The sequence below is a fragment of the Kitasatospora sp. NPDC001664 genome, assembly GCF_053596675.1.
On sequence record NZ_JBSFGS010000002.1, the window covers coordinates 493,870 to 520,138 of the forward strand.

Annotated in this window: 29 protein-coding genes; 19 read left to right on the forward strand and 10 right to left on the reverse strand. The window is 72.1% G+C overall.

Features of this window, described 5'->3' with window-relative positions; all coding sequences use genetic code 11:
• Positions 1-47: 47 nt before the first annotated feature.
• Complete coding sequence (locus tag ACWCYY_RS04650) at positions 48-509, forward strand: hypothetical protein (protein ID WP_380150475.1); 462 nt, start codon at positions 48-50, stop codon at positions 507-509.
• Positions 510-800: 291 nt separating this feature from the next.
• Positions 801-2,216, forward strand: coding sequence for a lamin tail domain-containing protein (locus tag ACWCYY_RS04655; protein WP_449795097.1), 1,416 nt, complete (start codon positions 801-803; stop codon positions 2,214-2,216).
• Positions 2,217-2,290: 74 nt separating this feature from the next.
• Here ACWCYY_RS04655 and ACWCYY_RS04660 read toward each other — a convergent pair whose 3' ends face one another.
• Positions 2,291-2,785: a carboxymuconolactone decarboxylase family protein gene (locus tag ACWCYY_RS04660; protein WP_449795098.1), complete on the reverse strand. Its 495-nt coding sequence runs from the start codon at positions 2,783-2,785 to the stop codon at positions 2,291-2,293.
• A 92-nt stretch (positions 2,786-2,877) separates the two neighbouring features.
• Between ACWCYY_RS04660 and ACWCYY_RS04665 the strand changes: the two genes are divergently transcribed.
• The 3 genes from ACWCYY_RS04665 (at position 2,878) to ACWCYY_RS04675 (ending at position 5,326) form a co-directional block, all read left to right on the forward strand.
• A complete protein-coding gene (locus ACWCYY_RS04665) occupies positions 2,878-3,831 on the forward strand; it encodes a pirin family protein (RefSeq protein WP_449795099.1) in 954 nt (317 codons plus the stop codon).
• Positions 3,832-4,217: 386 nt separating this feature from the next.
• On the forward strand, positions 4,218-4,973 hold the full coding sequence (locus tag ACWCYY_RS04670) for a DUF5131 family protein (protein WP_345285331.1): 756 nt from the start codon (positions 4,218-4,220) through the stop codon (positions 4,971-4,973).
• Between the two features lie 11 nt (positions 4,974-4,984).
• Entirely contained in the window at positions 4,985-5,326 is a 342-nt protein-coding gene (locus tag ACWCYY_RS04675) for a hypothetical protein (RefSeq protein WP_345285329.1), read from the forward strand.
• 131 nt (positions 5,327-5,457) lie between these two features.
• Here the strand turns inward: ACWCYY_RS04675 and ACWCYY_RS04680 are convergent, their stop codons facing one another.
• The 3 genes from ACWCYY_RS04680 to ACWCYY_RS04690 form a co-directional block, all read right to left on the reverse strand.
• On the reverse strand, positions 5,458-5,841 hold the full coding sequence (locus ACWCYY_RS04680; protein ID WP_345285327.1) for a hypothetical protein: 384 nt from the start codon (positions 5,839-5,841) through the stop codon (positions 5,458-5,460).
• A gap of 18 nt (positions 5,842-5,859) precedes the next feature.
• Positions 5,860-6,453: a hypothetical protein gene (locus ACWCYY_RS04685; RefSeq protein WP_345285325.1), complete on the reverse strand. Its 594-nt coding sequence runs from the start codon at positions 6,451-6,453 to the stop codon at positions 5,860-5,862.
• 385 nt (positions 6,454-6,838) lie between these two features.
• Positions 6,839-8,791, reverse strand: a complete 1,953-nt coding sequence (locus tag ACWCYY_RS04690; protein WP_449795100.1) for an RICIN domain-containing protein — start codon at positions 8,789-8,791, stop codon at positions 6,839-6,841.
• Between the two features lie 365 nt (positions 8,792-9,156).
• Between ACWCYY_RS04690 and ACWCYY_RS04695 the strand changes: the two genes are divergently transcribed.
• The 6 genes from ACWCYY_RS04695 (at position 9,157) to ACWCYY_RS04720 (ending at position 14,568) form a co-directional block, all read left to right on the forward strand.
• Positions 9,157-9,372: a hypothetical protein gene (locus tag ACWCYY_RS04695; RefSeq protein WP_345285321.1), complete on the forward strand. Its 216-nt coding sequence runs from the start codon at positions 9,157-9,159 to the stop codon at positions 9,370-9,372.
• A gap of 627 nt (positions 9,373-9,999) precedes the next feature.
• Positions 10,000-11,370, forward strand: a complete 1,371-nt coding sequence (locus ACWCYY_RS04700; protein ID WP_449795101.1) for a hypothetical protein — start codon at positions 10,000-10,002, stop codon at positions 11,368-11,370.
• Between the two features lie 162 nt (positions 11,371-11,532).
• Positions 11,533-11,937, forward strand: coding sequence for an SAV_915 family protein (locus ACWCYY_RS04705; protein WP_345285317.1), 405 nt, complete (start codon positions 11,533-11,535; stop codon positions 11,935-11,937).
• A gap of 10 nt (positions 11,938-11,947) precedes the next feature.
• Positions 11,948-13,297 (forward strand): diaminopimelate decarboxylase, encoded by a 1,350-nt coding sequence (gene lysA, locus ACWCYY_RS04710; RefSeq protein ID WP_449795102.1) that lies wholly within the window; start codon positions 11,948-11,950, stop codon positions 13,295-13,297.
• Positions 13,298-13,394: 97 nt separating this feature from the next.
• Positions 13,395-13,484 carry a potassium-transporting ATPase subunit F gene (locus ACWCYY_RS04715; RefSeq protein WP_345285313.1) on the forward strand — a complete coding sequence of 30 codons (90 nt, stop codon included), beginning with the start codon at positions 13,395-13,397 and terminating at the stop codon, positions 13,482-13,484.
• A gap of 79 nt (positions 13,485-13,563) precedes the next feature.
• Positions 13,564-14,568 (forward strand): magnesium and cobalt transport protein CorA, encoded by a 1,005-nt coding sequence (locus ACWCYY_RS04720; RefSeq protein ID WP_449795103.1) that lies wholly within the window; start codon positions 13,564-13,566, stop codon positions 14,566-14,568.
• An 84-nt stretch (positions 14,569-14,652) separates the two neighbouring features.
• On the opposite strand, the gene ACWCYY_RS04725 is transcribed toward ACWCYY_RS04720, so the two are convergent.
• Complete coding sequence (locus ACWCYY_RS04725; RefSeq protein ID WP_449795104.1) at positions 14,653-14,853, reverse strand: hypothetical protein; 201 nt, start codon at positions 14,851-14,853, stop codon at positions 14,653-14,655.
• A gap of 323 nt (positions 14,854-15,176) precedes the next feature.
• Between ACWCYY_RS04725 and ACWCYY_RS04730 the strand changes: the two genes are divergently transcribed.
• A complete protein-coding gene (locus tag ACWCYY_RS04730) occupies positions 15,177-15,662 on the forward strand; it encodes a universal stress protein (RefSeq protein ID WP_449795105.1) in 486 nt (161 codons plus the stop codon).
• A 24-nt stretch (positions 15,663-15,686) separates the two neighbouring features.
• Here the strand turns inward: ACWCYY_RS04730 and ACWCYY_RS04735 are convergent, their stop codons facing one another.
• A complete protein-coding gene (locus tag ACWCYY_RS04735) occupies positions 15,687-16,391 on the reverse strand; it encodes a cation transporter (RefSeq protein ID WP_449795106.1) in 705 nt (234 codons plus the stop codon).
• Positions 16,392-16,393: 2 nt separating this feature from the next.
• Positions 16,394-16,729: an ArsR/SmtB family transcription factor gene (locus ACWCYY_RS04740; RefSeq protein ID WP_449795107.1), complete on the reverse strand. Its 336-nt coding sequence runs from the start codon at positions 16,727-16,729 to the stop codon at positions 16,394-16,396.
• 534 nt (positions 16,730-17,263) lie between these two features.
• Here ACWCYY_RS04740 and ACWCYY_RS04745 point away from each other — a divergent pair.
• Positions 17,264-18,085, forward strand: a complete 822-nt coding sequence (locus tag ACWCYY_RS04745) for an SDR family NAD(P)-dependent oxidoreductase (protein ID WP_449795108.1) — start codon at positions 17,264-17,266, stop codon at positions 18,083-18,085.
• A gap of 38 nt (positions 18,086-18,123) precedes the next feature.
• On the forward strand, positions 18,124-18,198 hold the full coding sequence (locus ACWCYY_RS04750; protein ID WP_380150481.1) for a 50S ribosomal protein bL37: 75 nt from the start codon (positions 18,124-18,126) through the stop codon (positions 18,196-18,198).
• A gap of 126 nt (positions 18,199-18,324) precedes the next feature.
• Here ACWCYY_RS04750 and ACWCYY_RS04755 read toward each other — a convergent pair whose 3' ends face one another.
• Together ACWCYY_RS04755 and ACWCYY_RS04760 are read right to left on the reverse strand one after the other, a co-directional pair.
• On the reverse strand, positions 18,325-18,861 hold the full coding sequence (locus ACWCYY_RS04755; RefSeq protein ID WP_449795109.1) for a universal stress protein: 537 nt from the start codon (positions 18,859-18,861) through the stop codon (positions 18,325-18,327).
• Positions 18,862-18,990: 129 nt separating this feature from the next.
• Positions 18,991-19,722: a MerR family transcriptional regulator gene (locus tag ACWCYY_RS04760; protein ID WP_449795110.1), complete on the reverse strand. Its 732-nt coding sequence runs from the start codon at positions 19,720-19,722 to the stop codon at positions 18,991-18,993.
• 54 nt (positions 19,723-19,776) lie between these two features.
• Between ACWCYY_RS04760 and ACWCYY_RS04765 the strand changes: the two genes are divergently transcribed.
• Both ACWCYY_RS04765 and ACWCYY_RS04770 read left to right on the forward strand, forming a co-directional pair.
• Positions 19,777-20,064, forward strand: a complete 288-nt coding sequence (locus ACWCYY_RS04765; RefSeq protein ID WP_345285293.1) for a hypothetical protein — start codon at positions 19,777-19,779, stop codon at positions 20,062-20,064.
• 198 nt (positions 20,065-20,262) lie between these two features.
• Complete coding sequence (locus tag ACWCYY_RS04770; RefSeq protein WP_449795111.1) at positions 20,263-21,810, forward strand: Na+/H+ antiporter; 1,548 nt, start codon at positions 20,263-20,265, stop codon at positions 21,808-21,810.
• A 7-nt stretch (positions 21,811-21,817) separates the two neighbouring features.
• Here the strand turns inward: ACWCYY_RS04770 and ACWCYY_RS04775 are convergent, their stop codons facing one another.
• Positions 21,818-22,594, reverse strand: coding sequence for a GNAT family N-acetyltransferase (locus tag ACWCYY_RS04775; RefSeq protein WP_449795112.1), 777 nt, complete (start codon positions 22,592-22,594; stop codon positions 21,818-21,820).
• 257 nt (positions 22,595-22,851) lie between these two features.
• Here ACWCYY_RS04775 and kdpB point away from each other — a divergent pair, with 257 nt between their 5' ends.
• The 3 genes from kdpB (at position 22,852) to ACWCYY_RS04790 (ending at position 26,007) form a co-directional block, all read left to right on the forward strand.
• Positions 22,852-24,984 carry a potassium-transporting ATPase subunit KdpB gene (gene kdpB, locus ACWCYY_RS04780; protein ID WP_449795113.1) on the forward strand — a complete coding sequence of 711 codons (2,133 nt, stop codon included), beginning with the start codon at positions 22,852-22,854 and terminating at the stop codon, positions 24,982-24,984.
• A 124-nt stretch (positions 24,985-25,108) separates the two neighbouring features.
• Positions 25,109-25,651, forward strand: a complete 543-nt coding sequence (locus tag ACWCYY_RS04785) for a universal stress protein (protein WP_449795114.1) — start codon at positions 25,109-25,111, stop codon at positions 25,649-25,651.
• The gene (locus ACWCYY_RS04790) at positions 25,615-26,007 is read left to right on the forward strand and encodes a hypothetical protein (RefSeq protein ID WP_345285285.1); all 393 of its coding nucleotides are present in this window, start codon (positions 25,615-25,617) and stop codon (positions 26,005-26,007) included. Before ACWCYY_RS04785 ends, ACWCYY_RS04790 begins: the two co-directional genes overlap by 37 nt.
• Positions 26,008-26,269: the final 262 nt, after the last annotated feature.

The window sequence follows — 26,269 nt, forward strand, 5'->3', positions numbered from 1 at the left end:
TGGTGGGGCGCGGGCGGTGAACTCCGGTGCGGTAGGAAGGGGTTGGGGTGATCGGGAACGACGAGGGGATGAGGCTCTACCGGGCGCGGCCCGGCGGGCGGACGTTCCGTCCGGCGGTGCGGCGGCTGCCGGTGGGGATGTCGCTGGCGCTCGCGCTGAGCGGGGCGGCCGGGCTGGTCCCGGCCCTGGCGGTGCTGGGGGAACGGCACGCGACCTGGTTCGCCCTGGGCGCGTTCGCGCTCGGGTGCGCCGTGCTCGGGGCGAACTCCCGCCCGGCCGCCGCGCCGCTGATCGCCGTGGCCGCCTGGCTGTTCTTCAACGGCTTCGTGATCCACCGTCATGCCGTGCTGGGCTGGTCGAGCACCGGCGGCGAGTTCGGCCGGCTCGCCCTGTTCTGCACGGCCGCGCTGACTGCCGCTCTCCCGGCGGTCTGGCCCCGGCGGACGGTACGGGCGCTGTCCGTGGCCCCGCCGGAGGCCGACGGCGGCCCGCCGGGACGTGCGCTCTGAACGGGACGGACCAGGAGGGGACGGTCCGGCTGTCCTGAACGGGCCGACCAGGGCGGTCCGTTGCGGTGCGAGCGGTGCGGTGCGAGCGGCGTGAGTGGTGTGAGCGGTGCAAGTGGTGCGGTGCGGGCGGTGCGGGGCAGGGTCCGGCCGGGTACACGGGGGAGGACGGGATCACGGACGGTTCGGCCACCGTTCATGGATCAACCACCTGTTGGTGGTGGGCCATTCGGCCGGAGCGAGGACTGTCATGCCCGCCCCGACGCACCCAACCTCCCCCGAGGACGGAAACCCGTGACCGCATCGCTCGCCGCCCGTTGGCGCCGCAGCCTCGCCCCCTCGCTCGCCGCCGCCACCGCCCTGGTGGCCGGCGTCCTGACCGCGGCCCCCGCCCAGGCGGCCCCGGCGGACGACATCCGGATCAACGAGGTCGTGACCACCGGCAGCGTCAACGACTCGATCGAGCTCTACAACAAGGGCACCGCCGCGGTCGACGTCTCCGGCTGGGTCCTCAAGGACGACAGCAGCTCGTCCAACTACACCATCGCCTCCGGCACCACCCTGGCGCCGGGCGCCTTCCGCGCCTTCGACGTCTCGGGCTCCTTCGGCCTCGGCTCCAGCGACAAGGCCCGCGTCTACCTGCCCGGCGGCTCCACCCTGGTCGACAGCTTCACCTGGACAAGCCACTCCGCGCCGTCCTGGTCGCGCTGCGCCGACGGCACCGGTGCCTTCAAGTCGGCTGCCGTGACGCTCGGTTCCGCCAACGCCTGCGGCACCGGCGGCGGCTCCACCACCCCGGTGGCCTGGCCCGGCAGCTCCACCGTCGCCACCGCCGACGGCTCCAACGTCTTCGGCTCCGACCTGAGCGGCCTCGCCCTGGAGGGCAGCGGCGTGCTCTGGGGCGCGCAGAACTCCGGCAAGCTCTGGCGCCTGGTGCCCAACGGCTCCGCCGGCTGGAAGCCCGACACCGCCAACGGCTGGACCTCCGGCAAGACCCTGCGCTTCACCAACGGCTCCGGCGCCCCCGACGCCGAGGGCGTCACCGTCACCTCGGCCGGCGCGGCGGGCGGTGTCTTCGTCTCCAGCGAGCGCGACGGCTCCGGCAGCAGCCGTCTCTCGGTGCTGCGCTACGACGTCTCCGGCACCTCCACCTCGCTGACCGCCACCAAGGAGTGGAACCTGACCGCGGACCTCCCGTCGGTCGGCTCCAACGCCGGTCTGGAGGCGATCACCTGGGTGCCCGACGCGGCGCTGACGGCGGCCAGCTTCAAGGACGCCTCGACGGGCGCGGCGTACGACCCGGCCGGGTACGGCGCGCACAGCGGCGGCGTGTTCTTCGTCGGTCTGGAGGGCAACGGCTCGGTCTACGGCTACGTCCTGCAGGACTCCGGCAGCTTCACCAAGGTGGCCACCGTCAGCTCCGGCATGAGCGGCGTGATGGACCTGGAGTGGGAGCCGCAGGCCAGCCGCCTCTGGGTGGTCTGCGACGACACCTGCAGCGGCCAGCACCGCACCTTCACCGTGAACGCCTCGGGCGCCTTCGCGGTGGCCGCCGTCTACAACCGGCCGACCGGCATGGCGAACCTGAACAACGAGGGCTTCGCGGTGGCGGGCGCGGCCGAGTGCGTCGGCGGCTCCAAGCCGGTGTACTGGTCGGACGACTCCAACACCAGCGGGCACGCGATCCGCAAGGGCAGCATCAGCTGCTGACGCTCCGTCCGACGCGGCGGCCCCGTCCCCAGGTGGGGGCGGGGCCGCCGTTCGTCCGTCGGTGACGGCCGGCCTCAGCGGGCCGGGCGGACGGGGTGCTTGCTGAGGATGGAGACCCGGTTGAAGGCGTTGATGGTGACGGCCACCCAGATCACGGCCGAGATCTGCTCCTCCGTCAGCGCGGCGCGGGCCTGCGCGTAGGCGTGCTCCTGCGCGGTGTCGTCGGAGGGGACGGTGGTGGCCTCCGCCAGTGCGAGGGCGGCGCGCTCCTGGGGCGTGAACAGCGGGGTGTCGCGCCAGGCGGGCAGCACGCCGAGGCGCTGGACGCTCTCGCCCTCCTGGAGCGCCGCCTTGGTGTGCACGTCCAGGCAGTACGCGCAGCCGTTCAGCTGGGAGACCCGGAGGTTGACCAGCTCCACCAGGCGACGGTCCAGACCGGCCTCCGCGGCCGCGACCCGGACCGCCTCGCCGGTGGCGCGCATGGCGCGGAAGGGTTCCGGGTGCTGCTTGTCGATGAACACGCGCCGGGGAGCCGGAGCGGTCGTCACATCGGTCGCGGTGTCGGTCATGGGGACTCCAGTGGTCGGTGGCGATCATCAACGATCTTCCCATGGCATAATAGTTGAATCTGGAACGATCGGGCTCAACGGGAGGAACTGCCATGGACTATGTCGAGACCGGTGCCGCGCAACCGTCGGTCGAGGTGCTGCCGGTACGGGACGTGCCGCTCGGTGGTCCGCGGTCGATGACCGTCCGGCGCACCCTCCCGCAGCGCGGCCGCACCCTGATCGGCGCCTGGTGCTTCGTCGACCACTACGGCCCCGACGACGTCGCCGACACCGGCGGCATGGATGTCGCGCCGCATCCGCACACCGGCCTGCAGACCGTCAGTTGGCTGTTCACCGGCGAGATCGAGCACCGAGACAGCCTCGGCGTGCACGCCTACGTCCGCCCCGGCGAGCTCAACCTGATGACCGGCGGCCACGGCATCAGCCACTCCGAGGTCTCCACCCCCGACACCACCGTCCTGCACGGCGTCCAGCTCTGGGTCGCCCTCCCCGACGAACACCGCCACGCCCCACGGGACTTCCAGCACCACGCTCCGACCGCCGTCCCCCTCGCCGGCGGCGGCGAGGGGGACGGCGGCGAGGCCCGGGTCTTCCTCGGCACCCTGGCCGGCGACACCTCCCCGGTGCCCACCTTCACCCCGCTCCTCGGCGCCGAACTCACCCTCCGCCCCGGCGCCACCGTCACCCTCGCGGTGGACCCCGGATACGAGCACGGCCTCCTGGTCGACCGCGGCACCGTCCTGCTCTCCGGCACCACCCTGAAGCCCGCCGACCTCGGCTACCTCGCCCCGGGCGCGAGCGAGTTGACCCTCACCAACACCGCCGACACGGACGCGGTCGCCGTCCTGATCGGCGGACCGCCGTTCGGCGAGGAGATCGTCATGTGGTGGAACTTCATCGCCCGATCCGGTGAGGAGATCGTACAAGCACGGGAGGACTGGGAGAAGGGCGATCGCTTCGGAGAGGTGCAGGGGTACCCCGGTAAGCGTTTGCCGGCGCCGGAGCTGCCGAACGTGCCGCTGAAGCCGCGTGGAAACCGTATCTGACCTGGGGTTATCCGCTCCATCGAGTGGGCTGCTCCACCTCGCACGGCGGATGAATGGTGAGTGCAGCGGCTGGGTGATCGGGCGGTTCGGTCGGTTGTCAGGGGACGGCGACGGAACCGCTGGCTCGGCTCGGCTGGTTCTCGAATACGGGAGTCTGTGGCAGGGTCTGGTCGGATCGATGCTGACCCTTTGCTGGCTTCTCTGACTGATCGTCAGATCCGGGATGAGTACAGATTCGCTCGCGGCCTCGGCCGGTGCCGCTGTCATTCGATGGTTCTAGCCTGCTGGTTCGACACCGGTGGGCCCGGCGGAGGATGGTGGAGCCCGGCGACGGCCGCGGCGAGTGTTCGCTTCGCGACCTCCGAGGCGATGGGCGAGGTGCGGCAGTGAGTGATCGCAGCGCGATCGAGTGGACGGAAGCGACCTGGAACCCCACCACCGGGTGCGATCGCGTGTCGGCCGGATGCGACAACTGCTACGCCCTGGCCCTGGCCAAGCGGCTGAAGGCGATGGGGACTCCCAAGTACCAGGCGGATGGTGACCCACGGACCTCGGGTCCCGGGTTCGGGCTGGCCCTGCATCCGGACGCCCTTGATGTTCCGAAGCGTTGGCGTAGTTCGCGGATGGTGTTCGTGAACTCCATGAGCGACCTCTTCCACGCCCGGGTGCCGCTCGTTTTCGTCCGGGACGTGTTCCAGGTGATGGCGGATACCCCTCAGCACACCTATCAGGTGCTGACGAAGAGGTCGGTCCGGCTTCGGCGCGTGGCGGAGCGGCTCGACTGGCCGGAGAACCTCTGGATGGGCGTATCGGTTGAGGACTCCGGGCAGCTGAGTCGGGTGGACGACCTGCGGGCCGTTCCGGCGGCGGTGCGGTTTCTGTCGCTGGAGCCGTTGTTGGGGCCGCTGCCAGGGCTGGAGTTGGACGGGATCGGCTGGGTGATCGCGGGTGGGGAGTCCGGGCTCGGACACCGGCCGATGGACCCGGACTGGGTGGTCGAGATCCGCGACGTGTGCGAGGCGGCCGGGGTGCCGTTCTTCTTCAAGCAGTGGGGTGGGCGCAACCCCAAGGCCGGAGGCCGCGACCTTCAAGGGCGGACCTGGGGCGAGATGCCGGCGCGTTCTCAGCTCGCTGCGCCGTGATGCAGTGAGCCGTGCACGCCCCCTGGTCGCCGCGTGATGATATGTGGGTCGTCGATTCGACCTCCGGCGTTCGGTACATCTATCCCAAGGATCCGAATCAGCAAGCCCTTGAACTGGACATCGAGCCGGACACTGGGCCCCTGCGCCGCATTCTGCTCGGGCACCTACGCGCTTCGCCGGTCGAGCGGAGCGTGGACCAGCTCAAGGAGTTCACCCTATTGGAGACCGTCTATCGGCCCACTCAGGTCATCCCCTTGCTCAGGCGGCTGCGTGACGAGCAAGAGATCGATGTGTCACCTGGCCGGATCGTCGGGACCAGCATCGTCGCAGCCAGTCAGGACGCGCTCTTCTGAGCGTTGGACGACGGGGCGGTGCTGCGGCGGGCAGCAAGGCGGCGCCCGGTTGATGGGGCCGGTCGCGGCCTGGCGGTGTGGGTCACCACGTTTGTGGTGACCCACACCGCCAGGTGCCGAGTCGGCCGTCGCTACGCGTCGGGCGGCACCGGCAGGGTGACGGGGTGGGCCTGCTCCGAGCCGCCGATCAGGAAGACGAAGCGCACGGTCAGCGCCGTGGCTTCGGCCGGCAGGGCGGGCTGCCCCGAGATGCGGCCTTCGGTGGAGTGGCCGTCGGGGGTCAGGCCCCGGGCGCCGCCGTAGTCGGCGTAGGTGTTGCCGAGGTCGTCCTCGGCCTCCAGCCAGAGGAAGACGGGCTCGGCGGCGGGGCCGGTCCGGAGGTCGTCCGGGAGGGGCGGCGTGATCGCGTAGTCCAGGGTGAAGGACGCGTCCGCCCGGGTGATCGAACGGACCGTCAGCCGGTGACGGCCGTCCAGGACCTCGGTCCGCTGGGCCGGGGTCTGCTCGTCGGCCATGGGGTGCTCTCCGTCCGGTCAGGCGCTGCCGGGGGTCGGGACCTGGCAGGTGATGTAGCGGTCGGCGGCGGTGTTGGGGTTGGAGCCCTTGAGGAACCAGTAGAAGGTGAGCTTGTTGCCGGTCTGGATCGTGCCACCGCCACCGCCGATGAACTGGTAGCTGTTCATGCTGCCGTGGAAGTTGTACCAGTTGGGCTCGGTGTGCGGGCCGTAGGGCGGGTTGACCGCCTTGCCGTCGACGTAGGCGTAGGGCATGGTGACGGTCACCGTCGGGCCGAGCGCGGACTTGGAGGCGTTGGAGAGGTTGAAGCTCCAGGCCAGGGTGCCGCCTGCGGCCCGCTGGAACTGGACGGTGGAGACCGCGTGCGTCCAGGTCCCCGTGCAGAGGGTGTCCCCGGGGCTCATCAGGTGCTGCTGGACCGCGCGGGCGGAGGCGGAGGCGGCGTCCTGGGCCGCGGACGCGCCGCTGAGGAAGGCGCCGCCGTTGGCCGGGGACGGCCCGGTGGCGGCAGAGGCGGCAGTGGCAGGTGCTGCGCCCGCGGCGATCAGCGAGCCGGCGGCGACTGCACTGACGAGTGCGGCGGTGATCCTGGCTTTGACGGAAGAAGACACGTGAATTCCCCTCGTACTGAAGGCCGTTGGTGGAATCCACCCTGCCGATCAGTGGGTGCCCGGGGCAAGGGGATTCGTGTCAGGGATCCGTCAGGAACTGCTTCCGCGCGTGGTCACGGGATTGAGAGGTACGGGATGCCGCCGAAGAGTGGACATCGGGCCGTCGCTGACGGGCGTTCAGCTGATCACCATCTGGCCTGACGGTGCGCCACCGGATCCGGTGGCGCACGGCTGCGTGGACGGAGCGGTGCCGTGGGTGCAGCGGACTCGCAGCAGGGCGAGGTCGCCCCGGTCACCCGCGAGGTCCTCCGCGAGGCTGAACCGGACCGCTCCCGCCGCCCTCGGGTTCACGTGGGATAGGGGGCGGGAGCAGTCCGGTGGTGGGTCAGCGGAGTTGGAGGGACCACTCCTGCTTCCAGCCGCCCTCACAGGTCCAGACGCCGAGCTGCTTGTGGTCGGAGTCGTGGGTGAGGCAGTCGTCGTCGGAGATCTGGATCTGGTACTTGCCGTTGCCGACGCTCTTGAACTGCCACTTCTGGTTGGAGGTGTCGCCCCAGGCCTGCTGCTCGGCGAGGTAGGTGTCGGGGTTCTCGGTGAGGTTGTAGCCGAGGTCGTTGACGATCCGGTAGCGGTCGCCGCCGAGGGACTTGACCGTCCAGGTGGAGCCCTTGGCGCCGACGATCCCGCCGAGCACGGGGGCGCCCCAACTCGCCGTCTCGTTCGGGGCGGTGGCGCCCAGGCCGTTGTCGAGCCTGATGAACATCGGCCGCTCGGTCGGGATGCTCGAACCGCCACCGCCACCGCCACCGCCACCGCCACCGGGGACGATCACGCCGCCGCCGTTGGCGGACTCCAGGACCCACTCCTGCTTCCAGCCGCGCTCACAGGTCCAGACGCCGAGCTGCTTGAAGTCGGAGCTGTGGGCCAGGCAGTCGTCGGAGGAGATCCGGATCTGATAGCGGCCGGTGCTGACCGGGTTCAGCTCCCACTTCTGCTTGGAGGAGTTGCTCCAGGGCTGGAGCTCGGCCATGTAGCCGCCGCTCTCGGTGAGTTCGAGGCCGTAGGCGCTGGTGATCCGGTAGCGGCCGCCGCCGACGGAGGTGAGCTTCCACTTGGACTCGTTGCCGCCGCGGAGGCCGGGGACCACGGCCGAGCCGGCCGCGCCGCCGACCGGGACGGCGCCGAGGCCGTTGTCCAGCTTGAGGATGACGTCGGCGCCGTTGCCGGGCGGGGTGGTGGGGTTGGTGGTGGGCGGGGTGCCGCCCCAGGCCCAGTTCTGGTTGGGGGCGTCGCGCCGGTCCTCGGAGCCGCAGGCCCAGGCGGTGACGGCGCTGCCGTTGGCGGTGGCGCCGCTGAAGTCGTCGATGCAGACGTCCTGGGAGCGGTCGTTGAGGTCGGTCAGGTGGCGGAAGCCGCCGCTGGGCGACATGTACCAGCGCTGGCCGGGGATTTCGAGGCAGTCCCAGACCTGGAGCTTGGTGCCGTTGGCGGCCCGGTTGTCGGCGAGGTCGAGGCATTTGCCGTTGGCGGCGCGGAGCTTGTAGCCGTTGTAGGTCCAGCGCTGGGCGTCGCCGCCGTTGCACTCCCACATCTGCACGGAGGTGCCGTTGGCAGCGCTGTTGCCGCTGACGTCCAGACAGGCGTGGTAGCCGGCTGGCGCGGCGGAGTCGGGGGTGAGGCTGCCGGTCCGGCTACCGACGCCGGCCCGGGCCGGGAAGTGCAGCGTGCGTACGTCACCGTCGCACTTGTACGGGCGGGCGGTGCCCATCCGGCAGGTCCAGGGCTCCTTCTTGACGGTGTCGGAGTCCTGGCCGATGAACGCCCAGTTCATGAATCCGCCGTCGCCGCGGTTGCGGAAGGTGGAGTCGCCCTGGAAGACCCAGATCCGGAACTTGTCGTAGCCGCTGGGGTCCTTCTGCTCCTTGTCCATGAAGTGGTTGAGCTTGAAGGTGGTGTCGATCAGCACCCCCTTCATGTCCTCCTTGTACTCGTTCTTGAACCACTCGGTCTCGTAGAGGTCGGTGCCGACGGTCTTGAACACCAGGACGTTGAATCCGGGGAACTTCTTGCTGAGCTCGGTGGCGGTGTTCTGGGTGAACTGCGCGTTGTCGAGCTTGTTGTTGTTCGCGGCGTTGCGGAAGCCCTTGATCATGTCGAAGCCCGCGCTGATCAGCGAGGTCATGCAGTTGCCGCCGCCGGGGACGGCGGGGGTGCCGCAGGTCTTGTCGACCGGCATGCCGGCGGCCGTTGCGGCCTGGGCCTGCACGGTCAGGCCGGAGGCCAGGGCCACGGCGGCGAGGCCTGTCGCGAGGGTGCGTTTCAGGTGGAGGAATCCCACGTCAGATCCATCTTTCTGCTCGGCCAGGGAACAGCGTTCTGTTCGGGTCCTGACTGCCGGGGATCACGATGGCACCGCTCGGGCCGCCCGCCCGGCGATCTTTACGCCGCTCATATCCGCTCGGCCTCAAAGGGCAGGAGCCGCTGGTGCTGCGGGGCAACGGACCGGGCCGGTCGGGCGAGGGATGCGTCAAGACGGGTGAGGGGGGCGTTAGCGCTGCGTCAACGGCCGGTGCGGTGCGGCCGGTTGGGGCGTCCACTGGATAGGACAGACCTCTGCTCGACGGGTCGCCGAGCCCGAGGGCTGATGAAGTGTCCGGTGCGGTGTGCCGCACCGGACCACCAACTCCGAGGAAGCAGAAGGACATGAGCAGCGCTCTGCAGGTGGCCGCCCCGGCCAACGGCACCACCTCCGTACGTCCCGCAGCCGGCTGGCTCCCGGCCCTGACGAGGCCGGGTGGTTTCCTCCAGCGGCCTATGGACACCGACGCCTTCACGAGGGAACGCCCGGAGGACACCTCCGAGGAGAGCCGCCGGCGGGTCGGCGGGCACTGCCGGATCTCGATGGGGTACCTGGACTGACCTCGGTGGACGGTCGGGCGGGCCGGCTGAGCAGGTCGGTGCCAACGGGGCGTCAAGATGGGCCGGGCCAGTGCCAAGAAGGCGTCAGGGAGATTGGAGTCGGTCCCTCCGGTGCCTAGTCTCGTCACCGAGGGAGCAGGAGCGGTCCGTGGGGGGACGCTTCCGCTCCGCGCACCGGTGGGGATTCCCACCGGAACACCGGCGATGGCCTGGTGATGAGGAGAGGGCGCGGCAACGGGTGCCGGCTGTGCGGGGATCGGGATCGCCGGGGGTGGTGGTTCCGAAGCACAGCCCGACCCCCTGCCGCGCCCTCGGTCGTTCGGAAGGGCTTCGGTGCCAACGATGCGTCAGGAATCCGCCGTGGTGCGTCAAGGGCGCGTCAGGGACGGCTGCGACCGGGCCGTGCGCTCCTAGCGTCTGCGGGCAGGCGATCCCGCTCCGGTGATCGGCCGGTGGGGGAGAGGGCGAGCGGTCGTGGCAGTGGGGGAACAGCTCGGAGCGGTCGTCCGGCAGCGGTCGAGAACGGTTGCCTTCGGGCCGACTGTACCTGGACCGGCCGCACCCGGGCCGGCGGTCCGGGCGAGGTGGAGTTCCGCGCTGACCGCCTCGTGGTGGAACACCCCCCGGTTGCTCCGGGCGCTCACCGCACTGTGCCTGGTGGCCGTGCTGGCCCTCGCCGCGGCGGCGGCCACCGTGCTCGCCGGCAGCCGGGGCGGCATCGACACCATCGGACGCCGGGCCGCCCCGCAGGCGGTCCGGGCGGCCGACCTCTCCTTCGCCCTCAGCGACATGGACGCCCAGGCCGCCAACCTGCTGCTGATCGGCGCGGACCCCGACTACACCGCCCTGCGCCGCCAGACCCTGGACACCTACGAGCAGCGCCGCACCCAGGCCGACGAGGACCTCCAGCGCGCCGCCGAAGCCGCCGTCGCCGACCCGGCCGGGCAGCTCGCCGTACGGACGGTGCTCGGCGAACTCGGCCGCTACGAAGCACTGGTGGCCAGGGCCCAGCTGCTGGCAGACCAGGCGGGGGCACCGGCGGGCCAGCCCTCGGCCGAGACCCTGGAGGCCTACCGTCAGGCCACCGACCTGCTCCGGCAGGAGCTGCTCCCCGCCGCCGGGCAGGTGACCGCGGCCAACGCCGCCACCGTCGACCGGACCTACACCGAGCAGCGCGGGGCGCTGGCCGCCGACCGGTGGTGGCTGCTGGCCACCGGACTGACCGCCCTGGTGTCGCTGGCCGCCCTGCAGCGCGTCCTCGTGGTGCGTTTCCGACGGCTCGTCAACCCGCCGCTGGCGGCGGTCACCCTGCTGGTCGTCCTCGCCCTCTCCACCGCCCTGGGCCTGGCCACCCGGGCGGGGCACCACCTGGTGGTGGCCAAGAGCAACGCCTACGACTCGGTGATCGCCCTGAGCCAGGCGCGGGCGGTGGCGTACGACATGAACGCCGACGAGAGCCGCTACCTGGCTGACCCGGCCCGCGCGGCCGCCTACGAGCAGAGCTTCCTCGACAAGACCCAGGCCTTCGCCCGCCTCGACGGTGCCACTCTGGCCGACTACGGCTCCCGGCTGGCCACCGCGGCCGACGCCCACCGGGCGGACCACTCGGCCGTGCCCTTCGGCGGCTTCCTGGGCGCCGAGCTGCGCAACATCACCTTCCCGGGTGAGCAGGACGCCGCGGAGAAGGTCCTGACGGCGTTCCAGGCCTACCAGCGCGATGACCGGAAGATCCGCGAACTGCGCGGCCAGGGACGGTTGAAGGAGGCGGTGACCTTCAACACCGGTACGGCACCCGGTCAGTCCAATGCCGACTTCATCCGGCTGAGCGATGCGCTGGGCGAGGTCCTGACGATCAATCAGCAGGCACTCGACCGCGCGGTCCGGGACGCCGACGACGACCTCGGCACGGGGATCGCGACGGCCGGCGCCGCAGTGCTGGCAGGAATCTTCGTCCTGATCCTGCTCGGGGTCCGGCCCCGCCTGCGGGAGTACCGCTGAGACCTGGCCCGGCGGTCGTCAGCGTCGCGTCATGAAGTCCGGGATCCGTGTCAAGCAGGCGTCAGGACGGTGGCGCCGCCCGTGCTCCGTGGGCGTAGCGTCAGGTCCGTGCCCGCAGCCGCCGTGGTGGGCGGGCGCCCGTCCTCCGAGAAGGAGCAAGCCATGTCGCAGTGCGAGTACACCGAGGATCCCGAACCCCTCGAACGCGTCCCGGCCGGACCGCTCTACGTACCCGTCCGGCCGGGACCGATGGGGTGCACCACCCGGTTCTTCCGTACTCCGCTCGGCGGCCGCACGGCCGTCGCCTTCAGCTCCGAACTGCTGCTGACCGCCGCGCTCGGCGCCGAGCAGCCCTGGATCAGGCTCGCCGAGCCGGCCCTGCGGGCCCTCGCCGCCCCGATGGGCGTCACCGCCCTCACCGTCGACCCCCAGCTCTCCGCCCCCGCCGCCGCGCCGAGCCCCGAGCGCGCGGACTCCTGGCAGCACTGGGATCCCCAGCGGATCGGTGCCCTCCGGGGCGCCGGAGCCGTGGCGGCCGTCCCGGCCCTCGACCTCCTGATCGGATGAGCGGGCGACCATGGCACTCACCGATGCGCCGGCCCTTCCGGCCCCTGCCGTCCTGCCGCTCGACGGCTGCCTGTCCGTCTGGCCGGCCTCGGCCCGCACCGCCCCCGGCGGCGACATCTCCGTCGGCGGAGTCCCGCTGGCCTCGGTCGCCGAGCGGTTCGGCACCCCGGTGTACGTCCTGGACGAGAGCGAGGTCCGGGGCCGCTGCCGGACCTACCGCAGCGCCTTCCCGGAGGCCGACGTCGTCTACGCCGCCAAGGCCTTCCTCTGCCGGGCGGTCGCCCAGTGGGTGCGGGACGAGGGACTGGGCCTGGACGTCTGCTCGGCGGGGGAGTTGGGCCTGGCGATGGCCGCCGGCTTCCCGCCCGAGCGGATCGTGATGCACGGCAACGCCAAGAGCCCCGAGGACCTGCGGGCCGCCGTGGCCTACGGCGTGGGGCGGATCGTCATCGACAGCACCTCGGAGATCGCCCGCCTCGCCGCCCTGGTGCCGCCCGGCCGACGGCAGCAGGTCCTGGTCCGGGTCGTCCCCGGGGTGGCGGCCGGCGGTCACGCGGCGGTGCGCACGGGCACCGACGATCAGAAGTTCGGCCTCTCCGTCACCGACGGATCCGCCCAGCACGCCGTCACTCGTGTCCTCGAGCAACCCGGGCTCCGACTCGTCGGCCTGCACTGCCACATCGGCTCGCAGATCGACAGCGTCAAGCCCTACCAGGCGGCGCTGCGCCGGATGATCGGCCTGATGGCCCGGATCCGGGACCAGCACGGCCTGGAACTGCCCCAGCTGGACCTGGGTGGCGGCCACGCCATCGCCTACCGGCCCGGCGAGCAGGCCCTGGACGTCCCGGCCCTGGCCCAGCGGATCCGGGCCGAACTCGCCGACGGGTGCGCCCGGGTGGGCCTGCCGGTGCCGCGGCTCACCCTGGAGCCGGGGCGTGCGGTGACCGGGCCCGCCGGGGTGGTGGTCTACCGGGTCCTGACGGTCAAGCAGACCGGGAGCCACACCTTCGTCGCCGTCGACGGCGGGATGAGCGACAACCCCCGGCCCGCCCTCTACGGGGTGCGCTACGCCCCGCGCCTGATCGGCCGTCACACCACGGCCGCACCCCGGCAGGTGACGGTGGTCGGGCGGCACTGCGAGGCCGGCGACGTGCTGGCCGCCGACGTGGAGCTCCCCGCCGACGTCCACCCGGGCGACCTGCTCGCCGTTCCGGCGGCGGGCGCGTACCACCTGTCGATGGCCTCCGGCTACAACCTGGTCGGCCGCCCGCCCGTGGTGGCGGTGGCCGACGGCGACGCGCGCGTCCTGGTGCGGCGCGAGTCGCTGGAGGACATGACGGTGCGCGACATCGGCGTGTAGCGCCCTCAGGGTCCGTTCCGCCCTCCGCCGGGAAGCCCAGCTCCCGGCGGAGGGCCTTCCCGTGGATGCCCGAGACGAGTTCGAGTGTGAGGTTCCGTTGACCGTGGAGAACGTCGTCGGCCTGATCGTGGCCGGCCTGCTGGTCGGCTACCTGGTGCTGGCCATCAAGTACCCGGACCGGTTCTGACGTGCACGCGGTTTCGTCGGGCGGTGTAGCTTGGCGCCCTGAGAGCGCGGGCGGCTCGGGTCGGAGGGGCGGTGCCGGGGTGAGTACCCAGGCGGTGGTGGACTGCGCGCTGTACGAGGACGGGCACCGGCTGCCCGGCCCGGTGGAGCTGGCCAAGGTCCTGGAACGGATAGCGGAGCGCCCCGGGCGGTTCGTGTGGATCGGCCTGTACGAGCCGACGGCGGAGCGGTTCGCCGACATCGCGGCCGCGTTCGCGCTGCACCCGCTGGCGGCGGAGGACGCCGTGGGCGCCCATCAGCGCCCGAAGCTGGAGCTCTACGACGACACGCTGTTCCTGGTCCTGAAGACGATCGTCTACGTCGACCACGACAGGCTGACGGCGACCAGCGAGATCGTCGACACGGGGGAGATCATGGTCTTCGCCGGGCCCGGCTTCGCGATCGTGGTCCGGCACGGCAGTGCCCCGCCGCTGACCGAGGTGCGCAAGACGCTGGAGCAGTCGCCCGAGCTGCTGGCGCTCGGCCCGGCCGCGGTGCTGCACGCGGTGGCCGACCACGTGGTGGACCGCTACCTGGACGTCGCCGACCACTTCGAGCGGGACGTGGAGGAGCTGGAGGCGGCGGTGTTCTCGCCCGAGCGTACCGACGACGCCGGGCGGATCTACCAACTCAAGCGTGAGCTACTGGAGTTCAAGCGGGCGGTGCTGCCCCTGGGGCCGCCGTTGCAGCACCTGTCGGAGCGGCCGCTGCCCCGGGTGCCGGCCACCGCGGCCGCCTACCTGCGCGACGTCGCCGACCACCACACCCTCGCGGTCGAGCGGATCCAGGCCTTCGACGAGCTGGTGACCGGCATCCTCGCCGCGAGCTTGGCGCGGCTGTCGCTGCAGCAGAACACGGACATGCGCAGGATCAGTGCCGGGGCCGCTCTGGTGGCGATTCCCACCATGGTGGTCGGGGTCTACGGCATGAACTTCGACCACATGCCTGAGCTGAAGTGGACCTACGGCTACCCGGCCGCGCTGCTGATGATCGCCGTCGTCTGCGGGTTCGTCTTCCGGGCGTTCCGCCGCAACGGCTGGCTGTAGACGAGGCACTCCTACTGCGTCTCGTGGATCCAGCCGGCGACGTGGACGCCGACGGTGCGGACGCTGCCGAGCACGGTGCCCAGTTCAAGGGCCGAGCTGCTCCAGCTTGGTGGCCGACGGTGAGGTCCGTGGCACGGTGGGGGCGTTCAGGGCACGCCAGACCGTGTTGTCGAGCGGGCTGTCGGCGATTCTCCGGGTGACGGCGGCGAGCAGCAGCAGGGTCTTGCGGGCGTGCCGGCCAGCCGGGGCGGGCGGTCGGGCGCGAAGGACACACGGAACTGCCATGGGACACCGCTTTCGTGAGGCGCCGTCAGATCGGAGCCCGGGAGCCGAGCCGTCCGGGAGGCCGCGGGGCGTCGCCTCCCGCCGGAGCATGTCCGACGCTACGGCGCGGGATTCGAAGGGCCGCGCTTTCCTGACGCCTCATTGACTGCCGGAGGGCAGTTGCTGACGCAGCCCTGACACCGTGCGGCGGAGGGGTGGTCCACGTGCTGCGTCAGGGATGTGTCGGGATCCGGCTGCCGGTCGCCAGGGAAGTGCCAACGGCGCTCCTGTGCCGCGGCCCCGTCGTTTGGCTGGACCGTATCCGACGGAAGGTGGAGGACGACATGACGGGAACGGTGCCGGAACTGCGGCGGCGATCGAGCTGCCGCCGCGTCGTGGTGGGGGTCAGCGGATCCCCCGGAAGCACAGCGGCCCTGCGCACCGCCGTCGCCGAGGCGGGCCGGACCGGCGCGGTGGTGGTGGCGGTGCTGGCATGGTCGCCGCCACCGGTCACCGGCCGGGGCCACTGGGGCGTTCCGGTCCTAGCGGCGCTAGATGCGGGCCTCGACGCCGCCGCCGAGCGGCTGCGCGGGACGATCGACGGTGCGTTCGCCGTCGGGCTCTCCCGTGTGCGGCTGTCCTCGTTCGTGGTGCGCGGTGAGGCGGGCGAGGTCCTGGTGCGGATGGTCGGCGAGCCCGAGGACCTGCTGGTGGTCGGCGCCGGAGCCGAGGGGTTGATCTGGCGGGGGCTGCGGCCCTCGGTGGCCTCGCACTGTGTCCGCCGGTCCGGCTGTCCGGTGCTGGTCGTGCCGAGGCCGGCGCCGCGCTGATGCACCGCGGTCTCGCCCCCGAGGTCAGCAGCAGGTACAGCCGGGCCGGCAGCCGCAGGCGTCGGACAGGGTGTCAGGCGCCGCTGGGAGTCGGGCAGGGGCGCAGCACCCCTTGCCCTGCCAGGCGTCGCGGCCCTCCTTGACCGCGATGGCGGCGATGACCAGGGCGGCGATCGGGTCGGCCCACGACCAGCCGAGGGTGGCGTTGAGGAGCAGGCCGACGAGGAGCACGGCGGAGAGGTAGGTGCAGAGCAGGGTCTGCTTGGAGTCGGCGACGGCGCTGGCGGAGCCGAGTTCGCGTCCGGCCTTGCGCTGGGCGGCGGACAGGAATGGCATGACCGCCAGGGAGAGGGCGGCGAGGGCGATCCCGGGGATGGAGCGTTCCGCGTCGCCGGTGCCGGCCAGGGCCCGGACGGAGTCGAAGGTGACGTAGGCGGCGAGGGCGAAGAAGGAGAGGGCGATGATCCGCAGGGTGGTCTTCTCGCGGGCCTCGCGGGCCGCATGCTCCCGGGCGGAGAACTGCCAGGCCACGGCGGCGGCGGAGGAGACCTCGATGATCGAGTCCAGGCCGAAGCCGATCAGCGCGGTGGACGAGGCGGCCGTCCCGGCGGTGAGGGCGACGGCCGCCTCGACGACGTTGTAGGTGATCGTGGCGGCGACCAGCAGGCGTATCCGGCGGGTCAGCGCGTCACGGCGGGCCGGGGACGGGCCGAGCGAGAGGAGGCTCATGGTCAGCAGCAGCCCTCCTCCGCGGCATCGGCGCAGGCGGGCTCGGAGGCGACCGCCACGACCGCGGTCCTGATGCTGTCCAGGGCCTGACCGAAGCGGGGATCGGCGAGCTCGTAGCGCGTGCGGCGGCCGACCGGGACGGCGACCACCAGGCCGCAGTCCCGAAGGCAGGCAAGGTGGTTGGAGAGCCGGGTGCGGGAGATGCCCAGCGCCTCGGCCAGCTCGGCCGGGTGGGCCGGGGCGTCGCGCAGGGCGAGCAGGATGCGGCAGCGGATCGGGTCGGAGAGCGCGCGGCCGAAGCGCGCCAGGATCTCGATCTCGGAGGCGAGGGTCAGCACCCGCTCAGAGTACACAGGAAGGTGAATTCAGGAAAACATGAACTCACTTTCGGGGGGCGGACCGGAGCCGTCGGAGTATGGGTGACGACTGGGGCCGGGTGGGTGAGCTGATGGGAGCCGTGCGCGCCGGGTGGAACGGCCGGCGGCGGGCCGGTGACCCGCCGGGGTGAATGGTCGTCAAGGAAGTGTCAGAATGGGCGGCGGGTCGTTGCGAGGGCGATCGCGGTCGATTTGAATGGGCGTCATGAACCGCTCGACACGCCACCACGACCGCCCGCCGCATCCGCGGGCGCTGGCAGTTGTCGCGGTCCCCGACGCCCGGTAGCGATTCCCTCCCCGGAACCAGCGCCCGGACGTATCGCGGGCGGGCCGCCGAGGCGGCCCGCCCGCGCCGTATGTCCACCCGCACGGGTGTGAGCGCCTCGCGCCACCCGGCGGGTCATCCGTAGCATCCCCTCTCGCAACTCCGGCCCCCGGCAAGCACGTTCGGCGTGCTCCGGCACCCCGGTTTTGCCGGTCACCCTTGGATGGGTCATGTCCGACGTAGTTCTGTCCGCCAGTACCGCCCTGGTCACCGGAGCCTCCTCCGGCATCGGCTGGGAGACGGCCCGCCTGCTCGCCGGGCACGGTGCCACCGTGATCGTGCACGCCCGCACCACCAACGAGGGCGAGCACGCCGTCGAGCGTCTGGTGGCGGCCGGTGCTTCCCGCGACCAACTCCACATGTTCGCTGCCGACTTCACCCGCCTGAGCGAGGTCGCGGTGCTCGCCGCCACCGTCGTGTCGGCCTTCCCGACGCTCGATCTGCTGGTCAACAACGCGGCCACCATGGCCCCGGAGCGCTGTACCCTCACCGATGACGGCAACGAGGTCTCGCTCCAGGTCAACTTCCTTGCCGCGCACCTGCTTTCGCAGCTGCTGCGGGCACCGCTCGCGGCGGCCGGCGGCACCGCGCGGATCGTCAACGTCTCCTCCTCGCTGCACCGCACCGCCTCGATGAACTGGAACGACCCCAACCGGGCGAAGAAGTACTCCCGGGTGGCGGCCTACGCGCAGTCCCAGCTCGCCCTCTCGATGGCGGCCCGGGAGATGGCGCCGGAGGGTTCCGGCATCACCTCGGTGAGCGTCAACCCCGGCCTGTGCGACACCGCCCTGATGCCGCTCTACGGCCGGGGCGGAGCTCCCGCCGCCGAGGGCGCGAAGGCCGTGGTCAAGCTCTGCCTGCCCGACTTCCGCCTGGCCAACGGCGAGTACTACGACGGCGGCGACATCGCGCCCGCCGCGGCCGCCGTGCACGAGGACCGCTCGCAGCGCCGGATCGCCAAGCTCGCCGACCTGCTCGTCCACCACACCTGAGACCACCCGTACCGCCCGCACCACCAGGAGGCACCACGATGTCCAAGCGCGCCCGGAAGAAGAAGGCCCGCCGCAAGAAGAAGGCCAACCACGGTCGCGGCGCCTGCCGCTGACCCCATGAACCTCCCGGTGCCGCGTGCCACCGGCACCGGGAGCCCACGCACCGCCGCCCCGGGGCGGGACGAACGGCCCGAAGGCCGGTCCCACCCCGGGGCGGCGGTGCGTGGACCGACGGGCCGTCAGTTCGAGTTGCCGGCACCGGCCATGCCGCGCGGCACGGCGATGGTGCGGTCCCCGGCCAGGAAGGGAAGCGGGGCGCCGTTCCGGTCCGGCAGGGCCAGGTTCTCCAGGAGGGTCGACGGTGAGGCGACGATCACCCGGCAGCGGGCGTGGGTCTTGCAGTAGCGGGTGACCGAGCCGTGCAGCACGTGCTGCAGGCGGCGGTGCCCGCCGGTGCCGACCACCAGGACGTCGCCGGGCCGGTCGGCGGTGGCGACCAGGGCCGGACCGGCCTCGCCGCGGACCACCACCGGGTGGATGCGGATGCCTGCGGGGTAGCCGCCGCAGATCTGCTCGAAGGCGTGGTCCAGGTGCCGGGCGGCGGCGTGCTCCAGCTCGGAGAGCGGGCGCAGGCCGTCGGCCTCCGACGGCTCCCAGGCGGTGACGGGGACGAGGACGGCGTTGCGTGCGCGTGCCTCGGCCACCGCGCGGTGCAGGGCGGCGAGCCCGCTGAGCGTCCCGCAGACCCCGACGACGACTCGGGTGGCCTGGTCCATGACGTTCCCTCTTCTCGGACGGGTGGTGACCCTTCCATTGCACCTCCGCGACCGCACCCGGCCGGGGCCCTTGACGCAGGGATGACGCGCACGGACGGGGTCTTCACGCTTTCCTGACGGGGCTGCTCGTCAGGCGCCGAGCCGGGCGCGGATCAAGGCGTCCAGCCGCTCCCAAGCCGGCGAGGAGGAGTTGACCGCCCCTTGGACGAGGGCCGTGACGCCGGAGGCCGCGTCCGGGCCCGGCGGCTCCTGTGTGCCGTACCGCGTCCGGGTGGCTTGGGCGATCCGGTCGGCGAGGTCCGGCAGGAGGGGGTCGTCCGGGTCCAGGTCGTGCGCGTGGTCGTAGTCGAGGAACAGCTGTCGCAGGGCCGGGTCGGCCAGGCTCCCGGCCTGGTCGTTCAGCAGTGCGGGCGCGTGGTCGGGCTGGGTGGCGAACACCAGGATCCACAGGTCGCGTTGCAGCTCGGTCCAGCGCTCGGTGAAGCCCCAGCCGGCCAGGCGTTCCAGCAGGGCGACGGCCTCGGCGGGCAGTGCGGAGGGATCACCGGTGGCGAGCCGCCGCAGCCGCCCCCGGGTCGTGTACAGGGCGTCGATGCGTTCGGTCAGCTCGTCGTCGATCCTCAGCAGCTCCTGCTGGAACCGTTCCTCGCCCGCCGACCGCAGCTCGCGGATGCGGGCGAGGGGAACGCCGGCCTCGGCGAGGGTGCGGATCTTGATCAGTTCGACGGCGTCGGCCGCGGTGTACCGCCGGTAGCCGGACGCATCGCGCTCGGGCTCGGGGAGCAGGCCCTTGGCGTGGTACACCCGGACGGTCTTGACCGACACCCCGGCGTACCCGGCCAGCTGCCCGATGGTGATCACCTCGCCATGATCCCACTTGACCCCGCCCCAGGGGCAGGGCCGCACCATGGCGTCATGACGAACCACGGAACCGACCGAGAGACCCTGCGCGAGCTGGCCGACGCCGGCAGCGAGGCGGCGCTGGACCGGCTGGCCGACCTCGCCGACGCGGACGGGGACCTCGCGGAGTTGAGCGGGCTACTTGACGAGGGATCAGCGCGCGCCGGGCTCCTCCTCACCCGCCGAGCGGTGGATGCTGCGGACCTTCGTGAGCTGCAACGGATCTGCGACGCGGGGTACGACCCGGCCGGAGCCGAGCTGGAGCGCCTGCTCAGCGCCCCGCAGGAGCAGAGCGGGGACTGATCGGGCACCGGCGGGCAGGGCTTCGGACGGTGGGAGAGGACGCGCGGTTCGCGGTTGGGGGGAGAGCGCGACCCTGAAGGACCGCGGGCGGCGGCCAGTATGCTGGCCCGGCGGTGTGCCGGGAAGCCTGGTCGGCGAGGGGACGGACCGCGACGATCGTGGCGGCGCCCCTGGACGTGGTGACCGGGGGTCGCGCAGGTGCATGGTGTGGGGACCGTACTTCTTCTCGTGGTGCTGGCGACGGCGGTGGCGGTCGGGGCGCGGCGATGGCGGGTGCCGGCGCCGTCGGTGCTCGTCCTCGCGGGGCTCGCGGTCGCGCTGGTGCCGGGCACCCCGGCGGTGCGGATCGCGCCCGAGACCATCGGCCTGATCGTGCTGCCACCCCTGCTCTACGCCTCCGCCGAGGAGCTCTCGCTCCGTGACCTGCGCACGGTCTGGCGGCCCGTCACCGCCCTGGCGTTCGGCCTGGTGCTGACCTCGGCCGCCGCCGTCGGTGCCCTGGCGGTCGCCCTGACCCCGCTGACCCCGGCGATGGCCTTCGTGCTGGGCACGGTGCTGGCCAGTACCGACCCCGTCGCGGTGAGCGCGCTGGGGCGCAGGCTGTCGCTGCCCGGCCGGGTGCAGGCGCTGGTGCAGGCGGAGAGCCTGTTCAACGACGCGACCTCGCTGGTGCTGTTCAAGGTGGCGGTCGCGGTGGCGGCGGCCGCGGGTTCGGTGGGCTGGTCGGACGCGGGCGGGGACTTCGTGCTGCTGGCGGGCGGTGGCTGTGTGGTGGGCGCGGGCCTCGCCTGGCTGGTGAGACTGATCCGGAGCCGCACCGAGGACCCGGTGCTCGAGACGGTGATCGCGCTGGTGACCCCGTACGCGGTGTACGTGCTGGCCGAGACGGCGCACGCCTCCGGTGTGACGGCGGTGGTGGTCGCCGGTGTGCTGCTCAGCAGGTCGGGCCACCGGCTGAGCGATGCCAGGATCCGCCTGCAGCTGCACGCCGTGTACGCGGTGGTGGTGTTCCTGTTGGAGAGCGTGGTGTTCAGCCTCATCGGGCTTCAACTGCCCACGCTGGTACGGGATCTGTCGACGGACTCCGGGCTGTGGCCGTTGCAGGCCCTGGCGATCGCCGCCGTGCTGGTGGGACTGCGGGTGGTGTGGACGCTGCCGCTGTCGGTGGCCGTCCGGCCCGGCCGTCGGCGCCCGTCGTGGCGGGTCGCCTCGGTGCTGACCTGGGCGGGCACCCGGGGAGTGATGCCGCTGGCCGCCGCCCTGGCGATCCCGCTCACCGCCGATGACGGTTCCCAACTCCCGGGGCGGACCCTGGTGTTGGTGCTCACCACCGCGGTGGTGGTCTTCACCCTCGTCGTCCAGGGACTCAGCCTGGCGGGTGTGGTGAACCGCTCGGGCCTGGCCCTGGAGCCCGAGCACACCGAACGCGAGGAGAGCGCCACCCGGGACAGCCTCACCCGCGCCGGCCTGGGCCACCTGGACCAGCTCGCCGACCTGGAGGCCGTGCCCGACACCGTGCTCGACCGGATGCGGCGCAGTCTGACCGCCCGCCTCGACCGGCCGGCGGACCCCGACGGCCGGGCCGACTCCGAGGTGGCGGTCTACCGGGAGCTGCGCCGCGAGGTGATCGCCGTGCAGAACACCGAACTGCGCCGCCTCTACGACGAGCACCGGGTCAGCTCCACCACCCGCCGTAAGCTGCAGCGGGACCTGGACCTGGAGGAGACCGGGCTCGGCGGGGCATGACGGCAGGTCACTTGCGGGGTGGCCCGGCCCAGTAGACGACCTCGTTGCGCACCGGACGGAAACCGGCGGTCACGGCCACGGCGCGGCCGGCCAGGTTGACCTGGGAGGCGGCCCAGGTGGGCGTCAGCCCTTGTCGCCGGGCGGCCGCCGTGGCGGCGTTCACGCAGGCGAGGCCGAGACCGAGCCGGCGGAACGCCGGATCGGTCGCGACCGCGATGTCCACGTGGTCGCGGCCGACCAGGTAGCCGCAGGCGAGCGCGGCCGGGAAGGGGCCGACGAACGCGCCCCAGGCGAATCCGCCCGCCGCCAGGGCACCGTGGCCGCCCCAGGTCTGCGCCGCCCAGTGCGGGGTGGCCGGGTGCCGTCCGGGGGAGGAGCAGCGGACCGCGAAGCGGTCCAGGAACGCGGAGTCGCCCGGCTCCAACGGGCGGACCCAGTCGGCGACGTGAGGCGGTACCGGACGGGGCGGGCGGGTGTGGACGTAGACGGTGCGCACCCACGGGGTGACGGTGGTGAAGATCCGTCCGAGCAGCGGCAGGAAGTGGTCCGGAGCGGTGAACTGCCCCCGCCCGAACCGGCCCAGGAACGCCGGGTCGAGTCGTCCGGGATCTCCCCGCAGGAGCCGCTCGGGGCCGCAGTGCACCAGCACCGTCCGGGGAGCAGCCGGATCGTCCGTCCACCAGCCGCCGTGGCCGGTGCGGGCGACATGGGCGGCGATTGCCGCCGTTCCGGGTTCTTCGACGAGGAGGTGGGTGGCGGGCAGGAGGGAGGTCGAGGTGGGCATCGCCCCAGTGGGCCACCGAAGTGGGCCGGCCGGGGAATCGGTTGACGAAACCCTGGTGGCGGCCCGGGGCGTCCTGACGGATCCCTGATCCCGCGCCGCGCACCTGGCGGATTCCGGTGCCAGGGTCGCGTCAAGGATTCCTGGTGGTCCGTCAAGAAGCTGTCAGTGGGGGAGCAGTCCCATGCTGCCGGGCGGTTGGCTGGGCGCGCCCACACCGGTCCTCGCTACCGGTCATCCGCCTGCCGAAGGTTCGCCGCATGCCTCCCCTGGCTCCTGAGAAGGACCCCGTCACCGTTCCGAAGCCACACGTACCGACGGCCCGTCAGCACCGCGCCGCCAGTGGGCTGTTCGATCCCAAGCACCTGGTCGCCGCCTTCCCCGAGGCGCTGCGCAAGCTGCACCCCCGGGTGATGGTGAAGAACCCGGTGATGTTCGTGGTCGAGGTCGGCTCCGCGCTGACGACGCTGTCGGCCCTCTTGTCGCCCAGCGTCTTCGCCTGGCTGATCAGCGCCTGGCTGTGGCTGACGGTGGTGTTCGCCAACCTCGCGGAGGCGGTCGCCGAGGGCCGGGGCAAGGCGCAGGCCGCTTCGCTGCGCAAGGCCCGCACCGGCACCACCGCCCGTCGGCTGGAGCACTGGCGGGTCGGGGAGCGGAACCTCCGTGAGGAGCTGGTGCCGGCCGAGCAGCTGGTGCCGCAGGACTTCGTGGTGGTCGAGGCGGGGGAGACGATCCCGGGCGACGGTGACGTGGTGGACGGTGTCGCCGCGGTCGACGAGTCCGCGATCACGGGGGAGTCGGCCCCGGTGATCCGGGAGTCGGGTGGGGACCGCAGCGCGGTCACCGGTGGCACCAAGGTGCTCTCGGACCGGATCGTCGTGCGGATCACCTCCCGGCCTGGCCTGACCTTCATCGACCGGATGATTGCTCTTGTGGAGGGCGCCGAGCGGCGCAAGACCCCGAACGAGATCGCCCTGAACCTGCTGCTGGCCTCGCTCACCGTGGTGTTCATCCTCAGCGTGGTCACCCTCCAGCCGATGGCCGTCTACGCAGGCGCCGAACAGAGCACCACCGTCCTGGTGGCCCTGCTGGTCGCGCTGATCCCGACCACCATCGGCGCGCTGCTGTCGGCGATCGGCATCGCCGGCATGGACCGCCTGGTGCAGCGCAACGTGCTGGCGATGTCCGGGCGTGCGGTGGAGGCGGCCGGGGACGTGGACGTGCTACTGCTCGACAAGACCGGCACCATCACCTTCGGCAACCGCCAGGCGGTGCGTTTCGTCGCCCTGGAAGGGGTGGCGGGCGGTCAACTGGCCGAAGCCGCCCAGCTGTCCAGCCTGGCTGACGAGACGCCGGAGGGTCGCTCGATCGTGGTACTGGCCAAGGAGCACTACGGGCTGCGCGAGCGCGCGCCCGGCGAGCTCGGCCGGATGGACTTCGTGCCGTTCAGCGCGCAGACCCGGATGAGCGGCGTCGACCTCAACTGGCCGGACGGCATCGGCATCCTGGTGCGCAAGGGCGCCGCGGCGGCGGTGGCGACCTGGGTGCACGAGCGCGGCGGCCAGGTGCCGCAGCAGGCCTTCGACATCGTCCGGGTGATCTCCGCCGGCGGCGGGACCCCGCTGCTGGTCGCGGTCCACGACCGGCAGGGCGCAAGGGTGTTGGGCGTCGTCCAGCTCAAGGACATCGTCAAGGACGGTATCCGGCAGCGCTTCGAGGAGCTGCGGCGGATGGGCATCCGCACCGTGATGGTGACCGGTGACAACCCGCTGACCGCCAAGGCGATCGCGGAGGAGGCGGGCGTGGACGACTTCCTCGCCGAGGCCACCCCCGAGGACAAGCTCGCCCTCATCCGGCAGGAGCAGGAGGGCGGCAAGCTGGTCGCGATGACCGGCGACGGCACCAACGACGCCCCCGCGCTGGCCCAGGCCGACGTGGGCGTGGCGATGAACACCGGCACCTCTGCCGCGAAGGAGGCCGGCAACATGGTGGACCTGGACTCCAACCCCACCAAGCTGATCGAGATCGTCACGATCGGCAAGCAACTCCTCATCACCCGAGGGGCGTTGACCACCTTCTCGATCGCCAACGACGTGGCCAAGTACTTCGCGATCATCCCCGCGATGTTCGCCGCCGCCTACCCGGGCCTGGGGCACCTCAACATCATGGGGCTGCACAGCCCGCAGTCCGCGATCACCTCGGCGATCATCTTCAACGCCCTGATCATCGTCGCCCTCATCCCGCTCGCGCTGCGCGGTGTGCGCTACCGGCCCGCCTCGGCTTCCGACCTGCTCGGCCGCAACCTGCGGCTCTACGGCCTCGGGGGCCTGGTCCTGCCCTTCCTCGGCATCAAGCTCATCGACCTGCTGGTGCAGTTCGTCCCCGGTCTGTGAACGGGCCGTCAGGGACGCGTTGGGAACCGGGCTCAGGCCGTCAGGGAAGTGTCAACGGGCGGCCCCGGCAGGCGTGAGGGGGCTTGGCTGTTGCCACCAAGCGCAACGCACGAGGACGGACACGATGGACGGGTACAGCATCGACGGGCAGCGCAAGCAGCGGATCGTCGTCGGTGTCAGCGGATCGCTCGGCAGCCTGGCTGCACTCCACCGGGCGGCGGCCGAGGCCCGCCGCACCGACCGCGAACTGCTGGCCGTCCTCGCCTGGCTCCCGCAGGGCGGCGAGCACGGTTACCGCCTCGCACCGTGCCAGCCCCTGCTGCAGGTGTGGGAGGAGCGGGCCGCCGCGCGCCTGACCGAGGCCCTCGACACCGCCTTCGGCGGCGCGCCCACTGTCCGGCTGACCTCCCATGCCCTGCGCGGCGAGACCGGCCAGGTCCTGGTCCGGGTCGCGGACCGCCCTGACGGCCTGCTCGTGGTCGGCACGGGCACCGGCGGCTGGCTGCGGCGAGGACTGCGGCCCTCGGTGACGGCCTACTGCATCAAGCGCGCCACCTGCCCGGTGCTCACCGTGCCCAAGCCCGGATCCCCGGCGCGGTCACCCGCCAGCGCTCCCTGGTGGTCGTCCCGGTGCACGCCATCACCCGGCTCACCCGGGACGCGCTGAGCGCCGCCCTCTCCCTCGGCGACGAGGTACTCGCCGTCACCGTGGTGCACACCGTGCCGGATGCCGAGGACCGGCAGAGCGCCGAGGCCCTGCGCCGCGACTGGGAACTCTGGCACCCCGGTGTCCCGTTGGTGGAGGTCTCCGACGCCCACCGCCGCCTGGGCCGCCCGCTGATCGACTTCGTCAACCAGCTCGGCACCGAGCACGTCTACGACCGGATCACCGTGCTGATCCCCGAGGTCGAGCCCACCCGCCTGTGGGAGCGGGCCCTGCAGAACCAGCGCGGCGCGGTCATCGACCGGGCGCTGCGCCGCCACACCGACGCCGCCGTGTGCCGGCTCCGGCTGCGGATGTAGGCCGAACCGGCGGTGATATCAGCCGGTTCAGGCTGAATCCAGCGATCCGCCTCAGGTATCTTGACGATCCCTTAACGACCGTCTTTACGCGCCCCTAGCGGTAGTGGAGACCCCTCTGACCTGCTTAAATGCCGGATTGGAGGGGCTTCTCGCGTGGTTTTGGGGAATCCGCCCCGCGTCCTACTCTCGCCCCTGTGTTCAATCTGCCCCAGGCGCTGAAGCGCCTCGTGATCGGCAAGGCCATGCGCAGCGAGGAGCTGGG

Excerpts from the sequence above, each read along its gene's own strand:
- ACWCYY_RS04660 (WP_449795098.1), bottom strand. The coding sequence starts at position 2,785 with ATGACCGACACCGCGACCGATGTGACGACCGCTCCGGCTCCCCGGCGC.
- ACWCYY_RS04665 (WP_449795099.1), top strand. The coding sequence starts at position 2,878 with ATGGACTATGTCGAGACCGGTGCCGCGCAACCGTCGGTCGAGGTGCTG.
- ACWCYY_RS04680 (WP_345285327.1), bottom strand. The coding sequence starts at position 5,841 with ATGGCCGACGAGCAGACCCCGGCCCAGCGGACCGAGGTCCTGGACGGC.
- ACWCYY_RS04695 (WP_345285321.1), top strand. The coding sequence starts at position 9,157 with ATGAGCAGCGCTCTGCAGGTGGCCGCCCCGGCCAACGGCACCACCTCC.
- ACWCYY_RS04705 (WP_345285317.1), top strand. The coding sequence starts at position 11,533 with ATGTCGCAGTGCGAGTACACCGAGGATCCCGAACCCCTCGAACGCGTC.
- lysA (WP_449795102.1), top strand. The coding sequence starts at position 11,948 with ATGGCACTCACCGATGCGCCGGCCCTTCCGGCCCCTGCCGTCCTGCCG.
- ACWCYY_RS04725 (WP_449795104.1), bottom strand. The coding sequence starts at position 14,853 with ATGGCAGTTCCGTGTGTCCTTCGCGCCCGACCGCCCGCCCCGGCTGGC.
- ACWCYY_RS04730 (WP_449795105.1), top strand. The coding sequence starts at position 15,177 with ATGACGGGAACGGTGCCGGAACTGCGGCGGCGATCGAGCTGCCGCCGC.
- ACWCYY_RS04735 (WP_449795106.1), bottom strand. The coding sequence starts at position 16,391 with ATGAGCCTCCTCTCGCTCGGCCCGTCCCCGGCCCGCCGTGACGCGCTG.
- ACWCYY_RS04745 (WP_449795108.1), top strand. The coding sequence starts at position 17,264 with ATGTCCGACGTAGTTCTGTCCGCCAGTACCGCCCTGGTCACCGGAGCC.
- ACWCYY_RS04755 (WP_449795109.1), bottom strand. The coding sequence starts at position 18,861 with ATGGACCAGGCCACCCGAGTCGTCGTCGGGGTCTGCGGGACGCTCAGC.
- ACWCYY_RS04765 (WP_345285293.1), top strand. The coding sequence starts at position 19,777 with ATGACGAACCACGGAACCGACCGAGAGACCCTGCGCGAGCTGGCCGAC.
- ACWCYY_RS04775 (WP_449795112.1), bottom strand. The coding sequence starts at position 22,594 with ATGCCCACCTCGACCTCCCTCCTGCCCGCCACCCACCTCCTCGTCGAA.
- kdpB (WP_449795113.1), top strand. The coding sequence starts at position 22,852 with ATGCCTCCCCTGGCTCCTGAGAAGGACCCCGTCACCGTTCCGAAGCCA.
- ACWCYY_RS04785 (WP_449795114.1), top strand. The coding sequence starts at position 25,109 with ATGGACGGGTACAGCATCGACGGGCAGCGCAAGCAGCGGATCGTCGTC.